The 14,704-nt window shown below is 74.6% G+C and carries 15 protein-coding genes and 1 riboswitch; of the genes, 9 read left to right on the top strand and 6 right to left on the bottom strand.

Going from position 1 to position 14,704, the window contains the following annotated elements; translation table 11 throughout:
- Positions 1-2: 2 nt before the first annotated feature.
- Complete coding sequence (thiS, locus tag AB0L29_RS06280) at positions 3-203, bottom strand: sulfur carrier protein ThiS (protein WP_365823889.1); 201 nt, start codon at positions 201-203, stop codon at positions 3-5.
- On the bottom strand, positions 200-1,366 hold the full coding sequence (thiO, locus tag AB0L29_RS06275; protein ID WP_365823887.1) for a glycine oxidase ThiO: 1,167 nt from the start codon (positions 1,364-1,366) through the stop codon (positions 200-202). The genes thiS and thiO overlap by 4 nt, the downstream gene beginning before the upstream one ends.
- Positions 1,364-1,475: riboswitch (TPP riboswitch) on the bottom strand. Its footprint overlaps the gene before it by 3 nt.
- A 52-nt stretch (positions 1,476-1,527) precedes the next feature.
- Between thiO and AB0L29_RS06270 the strand changes: the two genes are divergently transcribed.
- The 6 genes from AB0L29_RS06270 to AB0L29_RS06245 all read left to right on the top strand — a co-directional run bounded on the left by AB0L29_RS06270 (position 1,528) and on the right by AB0L29_RS06245 (position 6,454).
- On the top strand, positions 1,528-1,878 hold the full coding sequence (locus tag AB0L29_RS06270) for a hypothetical protein (protein WP_365823885.1): 351 nt from the start codon (positions 1,528-1,530) through the stop codon (positions 1,876-1,878).
- 32 nt (positions 1,879-1,910) lie between these two features.
- Positions 1,911-3,152 carry an FAD-dependent oxidoreductase gene (locus tag AB0L29_RS06265; protein WP_365823883.1) on the top strand — a complete coding sequence of 414 codons (1,242 nt, stop codon included), beginning with the start codon at positions 1,911-1,913 and terminating at the stop codon, positions 3,150-3,152.
- Between the two features lie 78 nt (positions 3,153-3,230).
- A complete protein-coding gene (locus AB0L29_RS06260) occupies positions 3,231-3,596 on the top strand; it encodes an Rv2175c family DNA-binding protein (RefSeq protein ID WP_365823881.1) in 366 nt (121 codons plus the stop codon).
- 183 nt (positions 3,597-3,779) lie between these two features.
- Positions 3,780-4,427 (top strand): thiamine phosphate synthase, encoded by a 648-nt coding sequence (gene thiE, locus AB0L29_RS06255; protein ID WP_365823879.1) that lies wholly within the window; start codon positions 3,780-3,782, stop codon positions 4,425-4,427.
- 111 nt (positions 4,428-4,538) lie between these two features.
- Positions 4,539-5,462, top strand: a complete 924-nt coding sequence (metF, locus tag AB0L29_RS06250; RefSeq protein ID WP_365823878.1) for a methylenetetrahydrofolate reductase [NAD(P)H] — start codon at positions 4,539-4,541, stop codon at positions 5,460-5,462.
- Positions 5,463-5,518: 56 nt separating this feature from the next.
- The gene (locus tag AB0L29_RS06245) at positions 5,519-6,454 is read left to right on the top strand and encodes a hypothetical protein (RefSeq protein WP_365823876.1); all 936 of its coding nucleotides are present in this window, start codon (positions 5,519-5,521) and stop codon (positions 6,452-6,454) included.
- Positions 6,455-6,487: 33 nt separating this feature from the next.
- Here the strand turns inward: AB0L29_RS06245 and AB0L29_RS06240 are convergent, their stop codons facing one another.
- The 4 genes from AB0L29_RS06240 to AB0L29_RS06225 form a co-directional block, all read right to left on the bottom strand.
- Positions 6,488-7,981, bottom strand: coding sequence for an NAD(P)/FAD-dependent oxidoreductase (locus tag AB0L29_RS06240; RefSeq protein WP_365823874.1), 1,494 nt, complete (start codon positions 7,979-7,981; stop codon positions 6,488-6,490).
- A gap of 492 nt (positions 7,982-8,473) precedes the next feature.
- Entirely contained in the window at positions 8,474-9,103 is a 630-nt protein-coding gene (locus AB0L29_RS06235; protein ID WP_365823872.1) for a TetR/AcrR family transcriptional regulator, read from the bottom strand.
- A 46-nt stretch (positions 9,104-9,149) separates the two neighbouring features.
- On the bottom strand, positions 9,150-11,234 hold the full coding sequence (locus tag AB0L29_RS06230; RefSeq protein WP_365823870.1) for a YhgE/Pip domain-containing protein: 2,085 nt from the start codon (positions 11,232-11,234) through the stop codon (positions 9,150-9,152).
- The gene (locus AB0L29_RS06225; RefSeq protein ID WP_365823868.1) at positions 11,206-12,084 is read right to left on the bottom strand and encodes an ATP-binding cassette domain-containing protein; all 879 of its coding nucleotides are present in this window, start codon (positions 12,082-12,084) and stop codon (positions 11,206-11,208) included. Before AB0L29_RS06225 ends, AB0L29_RS06230 begins: the two co-directional genes overlap by 29 nt.
- A gap of 183 nt (positions 12,085-12,267) precedes the next feature.
- Here AB0L29_RS06225 and AB0L29_RS06220 point away from each other — a divergent pair, with 183 nt between their 5' ends.
- From AB0L29_RS06220 to AB0L29_RS06210, 3 genes are all read left to right on the top strand, one after another.
- Positions 12,268-12,831 carry an SAV_6107 family HEPN domain-containing protein gene (locus AB0L29_RS06220; RefSeq protein ID WP_365823866.1) on the top strand — a complete coding sequence of 188 codons (564 nt, stop codon included), beginning with the start codon at positions 12,268-12,270 and terminating at the stop codon, positions 12,829-12,831.
- Between the two features lie 278 nt (positions 12,832-13,109).
- On the top strand, positions 13,110-13,880 hold the full coding sequence (locus AB0L29_RS06215; protein ID WP_365823864.1) for a methyltransferase: 771 nt from the start codon (positions 13,110-13,112) through the stop codon (positions 13,878-13,880).
- 278 nt (positions 13,881-14,158) lie between these two features.
- Positions 14,159-14,548 (top strand): DUF3040 domain-containing protein, encoded by a 390-nt coding sequence (locus AB0L29_RS06210; protein ID WP_365823862.1) that lies wholly within the window; start codon positions 14,159-14,161, stop codon positions 14,546-14,548.
- Positions 14,549-14,704: the final 156 nt, after the last annotated feature.

Raw genomic sequence — 14,704 nt, 5'->3', positions numbered from 1 at the left:
GGTCAGCCTCCTTGGACGGCGGTGAGGACTTCCACGCGGTCTCCCTCGGACAGGGAGGTGGTCGGCCACTGCGCGCGCGGGACGACGGTTTCGTTGAGGGCGGCGGCCACTCCGGACGGCGCCCGGGTGAGCGTCCTGACGACGGTGTCCAGAACCGTGCCGGGCTCGATCTCCCGCGGCTCCCCGTTGACCTGGATGTTCATGCGGGCTGCTCCGTGAGGACGGCGGTGCTGAAGCGCTGGGGGGTGAACGGGCGGGCCTCCTCGGGGAGTTCGCCGGTGGCCAGGACCTGCGCCATGACGTCGCCGGTGACCGGCGTGAGCAGCACGCCGTTGCGGTGGTGCCCGGTGGCCAGCAGCAGCCCCGCCAGCCCGGTCGGGCCGAGCAGCGGCGCGTTGTCGGGGGAGGCGGGGCGCAGCCCGGCCCGGGTCTCGGTCAGCGGCAGCTCGGTGATGCCCGGGACCAGCTCGTGCGCGTCGCGCAGCAGCTCGTAGACGCCGCCCGCGGTGACCGTCGTGTCCCAGCCCGTCTCCTCGCTCGTCGCCCCGACGACCAGCTCGCCGTTCTCGCGCGGCACCAGGTAGACGTGGCTGCCGCGCACCACGGCGCGCACGGTCCGGCTCAGGAACGGCGTGGGCCGCGCCGGCATCGTCAGCCGCAGGACCTGCCCCTTCACGGGCCGGACGGGCGGCAGGACGGCCTCGGGGACGCCCGCCAGCCGCCCGCTGAGACTGCCGGCGGCCAGGACCACCTGCCCGGCCTCCAGTCCGGTGCCGTCGGTCGTGACGACGCCCGTGGCCCGGTCCCGTACGACGGTGAGCCGCTCGGCCCACGCGCGGTGGAAGACCACGCCCGCCCGGTCGCAGGCCGCCACCAGGGCGGCGGCCAGGCGCCGGGGGTCGACCTGGTGATCGCCGTCGACCCGCAGCCCGCCGCGCACGCCCGGCGCGAGCATCGGCTCAAGGCGCCGGCACTCCCGCCCGGACAGCCACTGCGCGTCCAGTCCCGACCGCTGCTGCAGGGCGTGCAGTTCGCGCAGATGGGCCCGGTCGTCGGCGTCCAGGGCGACGGCGAGCGTGCCGCTGCGGCGGTAGCCGAGGCCGCGTCCGGTGGCGTCGGTGAGCTCGGCCGCGAAGTCCGGGTAGCGGCGGGCGGACTCCAGGTTGAGGCCGAGCAGGGTCTGCTCGCCGTGGTGCAGCTCCGTGACGGCGGCCAGCATCCCGGCCGCCACCTGCGCGGCCCCGCCGCCCGGTTCGGGGTCCAGCACGGCCGTGGCCAGCCCGCGCTGCGCGGCCCGCCAGGCCGTGACCAGGCCGATGATTCCGCCCCCCACGACGAGGACGTCTGGTGTGCGCGTGGGCGACATGGGCGTCCAGCCCCTCCCTTCGCCGGCATGACCCGGATCAGGTTCGTACGGTCGGAGGCCGCCAGCCTCCCTCTCAGCCCGGTGCGTCCGGGCTCCCGCGAGTGCTTTACGGTGGCCACCCTAGCCCGACGCCGCACGTCTCAGTAAGGGAGCCTCCGCCCGTGGCCCGCTCGCTCGACGGTCTCGTCCTCGCCCCGGTCGCCGACCAGGCCCCGGGCCAGGTGGGCACCGGCACCCGGTTCGCCTACCACGAGCGGGACGGCGGGATCTGGGCCGAGTACGCGGGCGGCGATGTCGTACGCGGGTTCCTGGTGGGTACCCGGGAGGGAGACCGTCTGGACTTCCGGTACGTGCAGCTCGGGCGCGACGGGACGACCTCGTCGGGGCACTGCGTGTCGACGGTCGTGGAACTGCCCGACGGGCGGGTGCGGCTGGAGGAGAGCTGGCGGTGGGAGTCGCGGCGGGGTCACGGGACGAGCGTTGTGGAGCAGGTCACGGCGCACGAGCGCTGACTGACGGGGCGTCAGGTGTCTATGGTGATCAGGTGAGCGAGCGGACGCGGGAACGGGGGCCCTCAGGGGTGCGGCACGTCGTCGTGGCGGGCGCGGGCATGGCCGGCGTGCAGACCGCCGTGGCACTGCGGGAGCAGGGCTTCACCGGCACCGTGACACTGATCGGCGCGGAACCCCACCAGCCGTACGACCGGCCGCCGTTGTCCAAGGCCGTCCTGCTCGGCAAGGCCGAGGGCTCCGCCTTCGACGTCGACTTCGAGGCGCTCGGCATCGGACTGCGGCTCGGCTGCGAGGTGCTGGGCGCGCGCCCGGCGGACCACGAGCTGGACACCGGGGCCGGACCCGTGCCGTACGACGTCCTGGTCGTCGCCACCGGCGCCGAGCCGCTCCGGCTGCCGGGCTCGCAGGGCGTCCCCGGCGTGCACCTGCTGCGCACCCTGGACGACGCCGAGCGGCTGCGGCCGGTGCTCGCCCGGCAGCAGGACATCGTGGTCGTCGGGGCGGGCTGGATCGGCGCGGAGTTCGCCACGGCGGCGCGCGAGGCGGGCTGCGCGGTGACCGTCGTCGAGGCCGCCGACCGGCCGCTCGCCGGGGCGCTGCCCGCCGAGGCGGCCGAGCCGATGGCCGCCTGGTACGCCGACGCCGGCGTCGAGCTGCGCACCCACGCGCGGGTGGCCCGGGTCGAGCCCGGCGCGGTGCTCCTCGACGACGGCTCCTCCCTGCCCGCGGGCGCGGTCGTCGTCGGCATCGGGGCCCGTCCCGCCACGGCCTGGCTGGCCGGCTCCGGCATCGAGCTGGGCGCGCACGGCGAGGTCGTGGCCGACGCGCACCTGCGCACCTCGGCGCCGGACGTCTACGCGGTCGGCGACTGCGCCTCCTTCCCCTCCGCCCGGTACGGCGAGCGCCTGCTGGTCCACCACTGGGACAACGCCCTGCAGGGGCCGCGCACGGTGGCGGCCGACATCCTCGGCCGGGCCACCGGCGAGGAGCCGCCGGCGTACGACCCGGTGCCGTACTTCTGGTCCGAGCAGTTCGGCCGCTTCGTCCAGTACGCCGGCCACCACGCGCGCGCCGACCGCACGGTGTGGCGCGGTGACCCTTCCGGGCCGGCGTGGACGCTCTGCTGGCTGCGCGAGACCCGCCTGGTGGCGCTGCTGGCGGTGGGCCGCCCCCGGGACCTGGCGCAGGGCCGCCGCCTGATCGAGGCGGGCACGCCGATGGACCCGGCCCTGCTGGCGGACCCGGCCAGGCCCCTGAAGGCCGCCACGGCCTAGCCGCGCTGTCCGGACGCGTCCGCCCGGGTGGACCGTCCCGGCTTCCGGCTGTCGGTGCCGGATGGCAGGCTTGTTCCCGTGACCGAGATTGACGCAAAGATCGATGCTCTCGTCCCCGCCTGGCTCACGCTCCCCGACATCGCCGAACAGTTCGGCGTCGAGGTGACCCGCGTGCGGCAGCTGGTCAAGGAGGGCCAGCTCATCGCCGTACGCCGTGGTGAGAACAGGGCACTGCACGTCCCCGCGGACTTCATCGACGGGGACAGGGTCGTCAAGGGCCTGTCCGGGACCCTGACGCTCCTGCGGGACGACGGCTTCACGGTCGAGGAGATGCTGGAATGGCTCTTCACGCCCGACCCCACCCTGCCCGGCACCCCCGCGCAGGCGCTGCGCGAGAATCGCGGCACGGAGGTGAAGCGCCGCGCCCAGGCGCTCGCCGTCTGACCTGAGCCCGATCGACAACCGTCCGGCCCTGCCCGACCGGGGCCGGACCCGAACACCGTCCGGCGTACGGGCCGCGGCCCGCGGGTCACGGCTCCGGCCCCCCGCGCGCCCGCAGCGGCCCGTACGTCCGGAACGGGGCCCTTCCGCGGCCCCTACGTCACCGACCAACCGGGGGGACACACCATGCCCGACACCGCACGCGCCCGGCTCGCCGAGGCCCGTGTCTACCTCTGCACCGACGCCCGCCGGCGCCAGGGCGATCTCGCGGAGTTCCTCGACGCGGTCCTGGCGGGCGGCGTCGACATCGTGCAGCTGCGCGACAAGGGCATGGAGGCCGCCGAGGAACTGGAGCACCTGAGGGTCTTCGCCGACGCCTGCGCCCGCCACGGCAAGCTCCTCGCGGTCAACGACCGCGCGGACGTCGCCCACGCCGCCGGATCCGACGTCCTGCACCTCGGCCAGGGCGACCTGCCGGTCCCCGCGGCCCGCGCGATCCTCGGCGGCGACGTCCTGATCGGCCGTTCCACGCACACCGAGGCCGAGGCCGCCGCGGCCGCGGTCCAGGACGGCGTGGACTACTTCTGCACCGGCCCGTGCTGGCCGACCCCCACCAAGCCCGGCCGTCCGGCCCCCGGTCTCGGCCTGGTGCGGTACGCCGCCGCCCTGGGCACCGACCGCCCCTGGTTCGCCATCGGCGGCATCGACCTCGGCAACCTGGACGAGGTCCTCGAAGCCGGCGCCCGCCGGGTGGTCGTCGTACGGGCGATCACGGAGGCGGACGACCCGGGCGCGGCGGCGGCGGAGTTCGCGAAGCGGCTGCGGCAGGTGTGAGGGGCGCCGGTCCGTCCCGCAATTGTCCAAAGGGTGGACAGCGAGGCCGCAATTCGGGCAAATGTCCGCTGTTCGGTTGGGGGACCGCCACCCCCTGACTAACCTGCCCGTATGGCCCTCGGAACCGCATCCACCAGGACTGATCGCGCACGCACCGTGCGTGACATGCTCGCCACCGGCAAGACGACGTACTCGTTCGAGTTCTCCGCGCCGAAGACGCCCAAGGGCGAGAAGAACCTGTGGAGCGCGCTGAGGAGGGTGGAGGCGGTCGCCCCGGACTTCGTCTCCGTGACCTACGGGGCGGGCGGTTCCACCCGCGCGGGCACGGTGAAGGAGACCCAGCAGATCGTCGCCGACACCACGCTCACCCCGGTCGCCCACCTGACCGCCGTCAACCACTCCGTCGCCGAACTGCGCAACATCATCGGCCAGTACGCCGACGCCGGGATCCGCAACATGCTCGCCGTGCGCGGCGACCCGCCCGGCGACCCCATGGGCGAGTGGGTCCCGCACCCGCAGGGCCTGACCTACGCCGCCGAACTCGTCCGGCTCATCAAGGAGTCGGGCGACTTCTGCGTCGGCGTCGCGGCCTTCCCGGAGATGCACCCGCGCTCCACCGACTGGGACACCGACGTCGCCCACTTCGTCGACAAGTGCCGCGCCGGGGCGGACTACGCGATCACGCAGATGTTCTTCCAGCCCGAGTCCTACCTGCGCCTGCGCGACAGGGTCGCCGCGGCGGGCTGCCAGACCCCGGTCATCCCGGAGGTCATGCCGGTGACCAGCGTGAAGATGCTGGAACGATTGCCGAAACTCAGTAATGCCTCCTTCCCGGACGCTCTGAAAGAGCGGATCCTCACAGCGCGGGACGATCCGGCGGCGGTACGCTCGATCGGTATCGACTTCGCCACGGAGTTCTGCGCGCGGCTGCTGGCCGAGGGAGTGCCCGGACTGCACTTCATCACGCTCAACAACTCCACGGCGACGCTGGAAATCTACGAGAACCTGGGCCTGCACCACCCGCCGCGGGCCTAGACCGGTCGCACCGGTGTACGACACACTGCGTAACGGCCACTGGGAGAGGGGCGTACATGGGCTGGACGGTCCTCTACATCGCGTTCGGCATCGTCGCGCTGTGGCTGCTGGGCGAGGTGCTGCTGCAGTACAAGGCGCGTCTGCGCTGGCGGCTGCTCGCCTTCACCGGCTTCCTCGGCGTCGTCGTCGGTGTACTGATCCCGTCCGTCGTCGTCATCGGTCTGGGCGCGGCCGCCTTCGCGGTCGGCCAGACCTACGTCACGCTGTCGTTCCGCCGCGGCTTCTCGGCCGGCTGGGCGATGTCCGCGCCGGGCCTGGGCGGCAGCAAGCGCCGCCGGGGCGAACGCAGCCGCCGGGAACCGACCCTGGAGGTCTCGGGCCTGGAGGCCGGCGAGGACGGCTACGACGACCGCGCGCGAAGCGGCGGCAGCGCGTCCTACGGCCACGACGGCCACGACTACCACGACGACCACGACCGCGACGACGTCTTCACGCCCGCCCGGTCCGCGCAGCCGACGGCCGCCGAGACCACCGCCGTGTACGAGCCGCAGCCCCTGCCGGACGACACCAGTCCCTACGGCGTCTACGGCTCCGGCTACTCCCACGATCAGCACGCCACGGCCGCCCAGGGCGCCGACCAGACCTACGCCTACGACTACTCGGGGCACGGGCAGCAGGACTACGGCTACGGCACCGCCGGCCAGCAGCAGTACGCCGCCTACTCCGACCCCTACATCGGCACCCAGTCCTACGGGGGCTCCTACGACGCCGGCTACGGCACCCAGCAGCCGTACGGGCAGCAGGGCTACGGCCAGGACCAGTACGCCGCCGACGGCTACGGCGAGGCCCCGCCCGGCGGCGTGTGGGTCCCGCAGCAGCGCAGCGCCGACGACCCGTACGGCGGTGAGCTCCCGGCGGAGCAGCCGTACCCGTACCAGGGCGACGGGCAGCAGAGCCACGGGAACGGCTTCGACGAGCAGTACCGGTTCTGAGGACGGCGGGGTCCGGGGCCGGTCACCGGGGGCTCACCGGGAGCCCCGGAACTCCGGCCCCTCCACGATCAGCCCGGCGACCAGGGCGCCCGACATGCCCGCGTGCGGCAGCCCGCCGCCGGGGTGCGCCCAGCCGCCGACGGTGAACAGCCCGCCGGTGCGCGTGCCGTTCGACGGGTGCAGCAGCCGCCCGCCCGCCGCGGCCAGCGCCGGTGCCGGGACGGCTCCGCCCGGTGCGCCGGTCTCCTCCTCGACGTCGGCGGGGGTGCGGACCTCGTGCCACAGGAGGCGGTCGCGCAGGCCGGGGATCGCCCGCTCGGCGGCGGTGATCAGGTTCTCGGCGTGCCGGCCGGCGTCCCGCACGCCCGCGGGCACCACCGAGACGAGGGTGACCGCCTCGTGCCCGGCGTCCGGGACCAGCGCCGGGTCGTCGGGCCGCAGGACGGTGACCGTGGGGTGCGCGGGCGCCCGGGAAGGCGTGCCGAACAGCAGCTCCAGCTCGCCGTCCCGGTCCTGCGCGTGCACCACCGTCCGGTGCGCCGTCCCCTCGGGGCGGCCGCCGCGCAGCGCCAGCAGGACCGTGAGGCGGCTCGCCGCCCCGCGCTGGGGCGGGACCTCGCCGTCACCGCGCACCGCCGCCCCCCGGGCGAGACGGTCCAGCACACCGGGCGCGACACCGGCGACCACGAAGTCCGCCTCGGCCACCGTGCCGTCGGCGAGTTCCACCCCGGTCACCCGGCCGTCCTTCTCCAGGATCCCGGCGACCTCGGCACCGAAGTGGAACTCGACCTTCCGGGCCCGGCACCGCTCGTACACCGCGCGCGCCAGCTCCCGCAGGCCGCCGCGCACGTACCAGGTGCCGAAGGCGTGCTCCATGTACGGCAGCACGGCCGCACCGGCCGGGGTGACCCGGGGATCCAGGCCGTACGCCAGCGCGTGGCTCTCCAGCAGGGCGGCGAGCCGGGGATCGCGCAGCTCCCAGGCACCGACCTCGGCGAGCGTGCCGGCCCGGCGGGTGCGCAGCAGCCGCTTGCGGGGGACCGCCGGGTAGGGCTCGCGCTCGGCCAGCACCCGCCAGTTCGGCCACAGCGGCTCCTCCAGGAGCGGCCGGCGCGTGCGGTCCCAGGCCTCGCGGGCCCGCACCAGGAAGTCGCCCCAGCGCTGCCCGGCGCCCGCGCCGAGAGCCTCCTCCAGCGCCGCCACGACGCCCGCGCGGGAGGCGTTGGGCAGCGCGGCCTGCGTCCCGTCCGCGAAGACGTGCCGCGCCGACGGGTCGACCTGGACCAGTTCGACGCACGCCTCCAGCGGCTCCTTGCCCGTCTTGACGAACAGGTCGCGGTGGACCGCGGGCAGCGGCAGCAGGCCGGGGCCGGTGTCGAAGCGGAAGCCGTCCCGCTCGAAGCGGCGCACGGCTCCGCCGTACGTCTCCGTCCGTTCGTACACCGCCACCCGGTGGCCCGCGACGGCCAGCCGGGCGGCGGCCGCCATCGCGCCCATCCCGGCGCCGATCACCGCAATCCGTGCCATGCCAGCGACTTTATCGGCCGTCGGCGGCCCTCCTGCTGCGGGCCTGTGACCAGCGGCGCCCCGCGCGCGAGCGCTACGGCGCGGCCGGCGGCCACGGGCGCGGGCGCGCTCGTGGCCGGAGAGCCGGCACAGCGCCGTGGGCGCCGGTGCCCAGGACTGAGTATCCGTACCTAGCCGGGGAGATGAGTACGCGCGCGGATGGGCCACGGCCGGGGCGGAGGGGAGAGTGGAGGCACGGAGAGGGGCACGGCTGCGGCACCGGCGACACGGGGCGCCGGAACGGAGCGGCCCGCGATCCGCTCCTTCCGCCGGCGGCGCCGGCGGGAGCGAGGCACGGGGATCCCGGGGGACGACCGGACGGGGGTCCGACGGGGGATGTACGGGGGAACGTACGGGGGAGTACGGAAGGCGCCGGTCCGGCGTGGCCCGCGGGGGACGCGGCCACCTCGGACCGGCGCCTTCGCATGCGGCGGGCGTTCGCCGCCGCGGTCCTCAGGGACGGCCGCTCACGCGCCCCTGAAGCAGCCGGGACAGCGCCGCGTGCACGTCGTCCAGGGACCGCTCCGGCTGGAAGGACTTCCAGTCCAGCGCGGCCACCAGCACCATGCCGACCAGCGCGGCCGCCGTCAGCGGGACGTCGATCTCCTCGCTGAACTCGCCGTTGTCCACCCCTTCGCGCAGTACGTCCTCGACGACCGCGACGGCCTGCTGCCGGACCACCATCAGCGTGGACTGCCACGCCCGGTTGGTGCGCCACAGCTCGGCCACGTACAGCTGGGTGAAGGCCGGGTAGCGGTCGATGAAGACCAGGCCCGCGCGGATCATCGCGTCCAGGGCGTCGACCCTGCCGCCGCCCTCCTGCGCCGTCCGCTCGGCCGCCTCCCGCAGGGAGGCGGTCAGCAGGCCCACGCCGTGCCGCAGCAACTCCTCGAAGAGGACCGACTTGCTGGCGAAGTTGTAGTAGACCGTGCCCTTCGCCACCCCCGCCCGCTCGGCGATCTCGTCCACCGTGGTGGCGGAGAAGCCCTGCTCGGCGATGAGCGTGACGGCCGCCTCGTAGAGCTTCTGCCGGGTGGCCTCACGGCGGGTGCTGCCGCCCGACGCGGCACTGCTGCGTTCCATGGCCCTGATTGTCACAGGAACCCTCCCGGGGAAGTCACCGCTGGTCTCACAGGGTCAGCTCCGGATGCAGCCGGTCCAGGGTCCACACCTGCCGGCGGCGGGCCGACAGCGCGGTCAGTGCGAGGGCGCCCGCGGTGAACAGCGTCAGCACCACGCACGCGTGCCCCACCGGTTCGAGACCGCCGCCCGTGATGAGCCTGCGCAGCGCCTCGACGACGTGGCTCATCGGCAGGAAGGGGTGCAGCGCGTTGAAGAAGCCCGGACTGGTCTGCACGGGGTACGTGCCGCCCGCCGACGTCAGCTGGAGCATCAGCAGGGCCAGGACGAGGATGCGGCCGGCCGCCCCGAAGCGCGCGTTCAGCCACTGCACGATCGCCGCGAAGCACGCCGTCACCAGGAACAGGAAGACCACCGTCCCGGCCGCCCGGACCATCCGCAGGCCGACCGCCCAGTGCAGCACCGCCATCAGGGCCGCCGTCTGCAGCACCCCGATCGCCACCACCGGCAGCCAGCCCGCCAGCGCGATCCGCCACGCCGGGGCACCCGCGGCCAGCGCGCGCCGGTTCATCGGCGGTATCAGCATGTACGCCACCATCGCGCCCACCCACAGGGACAGCGGGATGAAGTACGGGGCGAAGCCGGTGCCGTAGTTGGGCGCCTTGTGCAGGTCCCTGGAGACGAGCTGCACCGGGTCCGCCATGACCTCGGTGCGGCGGTCGCGGTCCCGCTTGTCGTAGTCGGGGATCTTCTCCGCGCCCTCGTGCAGCCCGCCGGCGAGTTCGCCGGAGCCGTCCACCAGCTTGTACATGCCGCCGCTGAGGTCGTCGGCGCCCGCCTTCAGCTCGCCGACGCCCTTGTCCAGGTCCACGGCGCCGGTCTCGGCGGTGCCGAGTCCTTTGTGGATCTTCTTCGCGCCGGAGGCCACCGCGGCGGCTCCGTCGTTCAACTCGTTGATCTTCCTGACGGCGTCGTCCAGGTCCTCGGACAGGTGCGGCGCGCGGTCGGCGAGCGCCTGGGACTGCTTGCGGAGGGTGGCAAGGTTCCGCTCGAGCTTCCCGACGTCCCCGTCGTGGTCGGCGATCAACGTGGTGAGGTCGTCGGCCAGGAGCGCCACGTCGGCCGCCGAGTCCCTGGCCTTCTCCAGGTCGGAGCAGGCGGGGTCCGGCGGGGCCGGGTCGGCGCAGCGCGCCCGGTGGATCCCGTCGAGCGCGTCGGACGCCGCGTGGGCGCCCTTGGCGGCGGCCGGAGCCCGCTTCACCAGGGCGTCGAGGTCGTCGCGGATCGCTCCCGCCCCGTCGGCGACGAGCCGGGCGGTGTCCCCGATCGTCTTCTCGTTGTCCCTCAGGAAGGGGCCCAGCCTGGCGTCGGCCCCGTTGACCTTGTCGGCGAGCGTCCGCGTGCCGTCCGCGACCCGCTGCGAGCCGTCCGCGAGGTCGCCCGCCGCCTCGTGGAGCTCCTTGACGCCCTTGGACAGCCTGCCGCTGCTGTCCTGGGCGTCCCGCAGCCCGTCGGCGAGGTCCCCGGCCCCCTTCTCGGCCTTTCCGATGCCGCCCTTGAGCTCGTCGGCCCCCTCGGCCGCCTTCACGGTCTCGCCGTGGATGTCCGAGAAGGCGACGAAGATCCTGTCCAGGAAGGACCGGGACGTCTTCGTCGACGCGGCCCGGCGCACCTCGCCGAAGACGGTCCGGGAGATCTGCCCGACGATGTAGTTGTTGGCGTCGTTCGTGCGCACCTGCAGGGCGCCGGTCCGCGGGGAGTCGCCCGGGCCGGAGGCGACGCGCCTGCTGAAATCGGCGGGCAGGGTGAGCGACAGGTAGTAGGTGCCGTCCTCGACACCCTCGCGGGCCTCGGCGGCGCCCACCTCGCGCCAGTCGAAGGTCCTGCTCTCCCGCAGCCCCTCGGCGATGTCGTCGCCGGCCGTGATCCGCTTGCCGTCGGCGGTCGCGCCCTTGTCGTCGTTCACCAGCGCCACGGGGATCCGGTCCAGACGGCCGTACGGGTCCCAGAACGACCACAGGTACAGCGCGCCGTACAGCAGGGGCAGCACCAGCAGCGCGACCAGGGCCGCACGCGGGAGCCTGCCCCGGCCGAAGCGGCGGAGCTCAAGAGCGGCCAGTTTCGGTGAGCGCACCGGGGGCCTCCTTCGCTGCGTCGGTTTCATCTGCTGCGTCGGCTTCGCGGGCTGCGTCGGCTTCGCGGACTGGGGCCGCTTCGTGGGCGGCGCCGGTTTCGTCCCGCGGGTCGTGGGCCTCCCGGGAGCCGCCGGCGGGGAGCCCGGCGGTGTCCGCCGTGCCGCCGGTGCCGGTGGACACCACCACCGCGCCCTCGGGAGCCTCGCTGCACACCGCGAGCACCGTCGTCCCGGCCTCGGCGACGGACCGCAGCAGGTTCCAGATCCCGGTCCGCTCGGCGGGCGAGAGCTTCAGGTCGGTGTCGTCGACGCCCAGCAGCCGGGGGCGGCCGAGCAGGGCCAGCGCGACCGACAGCCGCAGCGCCTCCGGGCGCTCCAGATCGCGGACGGCGGTCCGCGGACCCTTGGGCAGGGCTTGCGGGTCCAGTCCGGCCGCGGCCAGCGCGGCGTCGATCCGCTGCCTCTCCTCGCTCCGGCGCTCGGCGCGCGGTCGCAGCAGCCCGCGCACCGAGTCGCCGAAACGGCGCTGCAACAGGGCCCGCTCGCGCAGATGCTCCCCGATGGTGAGGGCCGGGTCGAGATCGGTGACGCCCGCCACGTGCGCCAGCGCGCTGACGCGGCGCACCGCCGCCATCCGCTTCGGCAGCGGCGCCCCGCCCACGACGGCCGTCCCCTCGGTGGCCTTCATCCGCCCGGTGAGCGCGAGCAGCAGGCACGTGCGGCCGGAACCGGACGGTCCTTCCACCGCGATCAGTGAGCCGGGCTCCGCGTCGAGGAGGACCCCGCGGAACACCCATCCGCGGGGACCCTTGAGCCCGAGGTCCCGGGCCGTGACGGCGACTCCGTCCACGGTTCACCCACCCCCTGAACTTGCCCCCGTATTTGAACTGACTGGTCAGTGCAAAAACTAACCCGAACTCGCGATCGAGGCAAAACCCCAGGTCAGAACGGATTGTCAGTGCCATACCTCACGATGGGCACATACGGCACTCCGTAGCAGGTGTGCCGTCACGCAGACGACAGGAGGTTCGTCATGGCCAGCTACCACGCAGCAGCCGCCCGTCGGCGCCGCGCCACCGGCCCTGCCCCCTCACTGAGCGGCCCGGCGAGCGACGTCCACCCGGTGCTGCGCCGGGCCACGGCGCCGCCCGCCGCCCTCGACCTGCTCGCCCAGGCCCGCGCGGGCCTCGACGAGGCCACCGGCCTCGAAACGCCGAACGAGCGCTATGCGACGGCCCACCTGGCCGCCCTGCGCACCGCCGCGGCCGTGCTCGCCGCGCGGGGCCGGCCGGAGTCCTCGGCGCGGGCCAGGGCCAAGATCAGGAGCGCCTGGGAAGTGCTCCCCGAGATCGCGCCCGAACTGACCGAGTGGAGCGCTCTGTTCGCCGCGGGCGCCCGGCGCCGCGCCCGGGCCGAGGCGGGCATCCAGGGCGCGGCCAGCAACCGGGACGCCGACGACCTGATACGGGACGTGTCGATGTTCATCCGCCTGGTGGAGCGCATGCTGGTCCTCCAGCCGGTGCTGCCCCAGTCCGGCCCGGACGCGGAGCGGCCGGAGAAGCGCGGCGCGGAGCGGGACATGCCGGACGCGGGCTGAGGGCGCCCCCCGCCCCTCGGGCACGGGCGGGTGCCCCTCAGCCCCAGGCGCGGGTACCCCCCGGACGCGGGCGGGTGCCCCTCGGGCACGAGCGGGCCGGTCCGCCCCCACGCCCGCCGGCCCGCCGCGCGGTCGCCGCACCGCGGTGACCAGGCCGGGCGCCGGAGGCAATAGGGTGGAGGGCGCCTGAAGCCTTCCCTCCCGCAGCCGGGCCGGGGAAGGCGCCCCGTTCGCTCCGCCCGTACACGGGGCGGTGCCGCGCCGAGGAGTCAACTGCCGTGTCGGACCCGATGCGCCCCCGCGCCTCTCTCCGTACCGCCGTGGTCTGGGAGGTCCTCCGCGACGCCCTGGACCGCAGGGTCAAGGCCGCGGGGCGCCAGGCGCTGGACGTCCTCGACACCGGGGGCGGCAGCGGCAACTTCGCGGTGCCCGTCGCCCGGCTCGGCCACCGGGTCACCGTCGTCGACCCCAGCCCCGACGCGCTGTTCGCGCTGGAACGCCGCGCCGCCGAGGCCGGCGTCGCCGACCGCGTCCAGGGCGTCCAGGGCGATGCCCACGGGCTCTTCGACGTCGTGGAGCGGGGCGGCTACGACGCGGTGCTGTGCCACGGCGTCCTGGAGTACGTCGACGACCCGGCCGAGGGCGTCCGCAACGCGGTGGCGGCCCTGCGGCCCGAGGGCGTCCTCAGCCTGCTGGCCGCCGGCCTCGGCGGTGCCGTGCTCGCGCGGGCCCTCGCCGGCCACTTCAAGGAGGCCAGGCAGGCGCTGGAGGACCCGGACGGACGATGGGGCGCGGGTGACCCCGTACCGCACCGCTTCACCGCCGGCCAGCTCACCGGACTGGTCGAGGACGCTGGTCTGAGGGTCGCCGCCGTGCACGGCGTGCGGGTCTTCGCCGACCTCGTCCCCGGCGTCCTGGTGGACACCGAGCCCGGAGCCCTCGAGGCGCTGCTGAAGCTGGAGGAGGCCGCGGCCGAGCTTCCGGCGTTCCACTCGGTGGCCACGCAGCTCCACGTGCTCGGTGAGACACCCGGGGCCGCCGAGGCGTGAGAGGCCTCGTGCGAGTACGCCGCTGATCAGCGGCTCGGCTGCGGATGGAGTACGCCACAGGCCCCCCGAACGGGGGCCTGGCGCCGTATGATCGAGGGAGACCGTCCGGCATGACGGATCGGCCGCTGGGGAATGACAGCCTCAGCGAGCCGGGACGCGCGTGGTGGTTCCGGTTGGCCAATTGGCGCAGAGGGGCGGGTTTCACGGGGGCGATTCCCTGCCTATCCTGAAGAGACCCCCCAGGGTCGCCCTGGCGACTGCACGATGAGGAGGACTCCGTGCCGCTCTCGGAGCACGAGCAGCGCATGCTCGAGCAGATGGAGCGAGCGCTGTACGCCGAAGATCCCAAGTTCGCGTCGGCGCTTGAGGGAAGCGGGCTGCGTACGTACACCCGGCGGCGGGTCTACCAGGCGGTCGCGGGCTTCCTCGTTGGTATTGCGCTCCTCATGGCCGGTATGGTCGCCCAGCAGGTCTGGCTCAGCGTCGTGGGCTTCCTCGTCATGCTGGGCTGCGCGGTTCTCGCCGTGACCGGCTGGCGCAAGACCCCCAAGCCGGGCGAACAACCCGCCGGTGCGCCGCACGCCCGTCATCAGGGCCGACAGCGGCGCTCCATGATGAACCGCATAGAAGAACGCTGGCAGCGACGCCGCGACGAACAGGGCCATTAGCCCGCGCAGCGCGCTCCAGGCCCTACGCGACGGCATGCGTCTGGGGGCGGCCACCAAGGTGGCCGCCCCCCCCCCCCCGCCGGGGGCCCGGGAGTGGGGGGGGGGGCCCCCCCCCCGGGCGGCCAAACCGTGGGCCGGGCCCCGCCCCGCGCGGAG

This window comes from Streptomyces sp. NPDC052701, assembly GCF_040678355.1.
In the GTDB taxonomy this organism is placed as follows: Bacteria; Actinomycetota; Actinomycetes; order Streptomycetales; family Streptomycetaceae; genus Streptomyces.
Note: the sequence above shows the minus strand (reverse complement) of the source record. Positions and strands in the feature narration are given on the sequence as shown.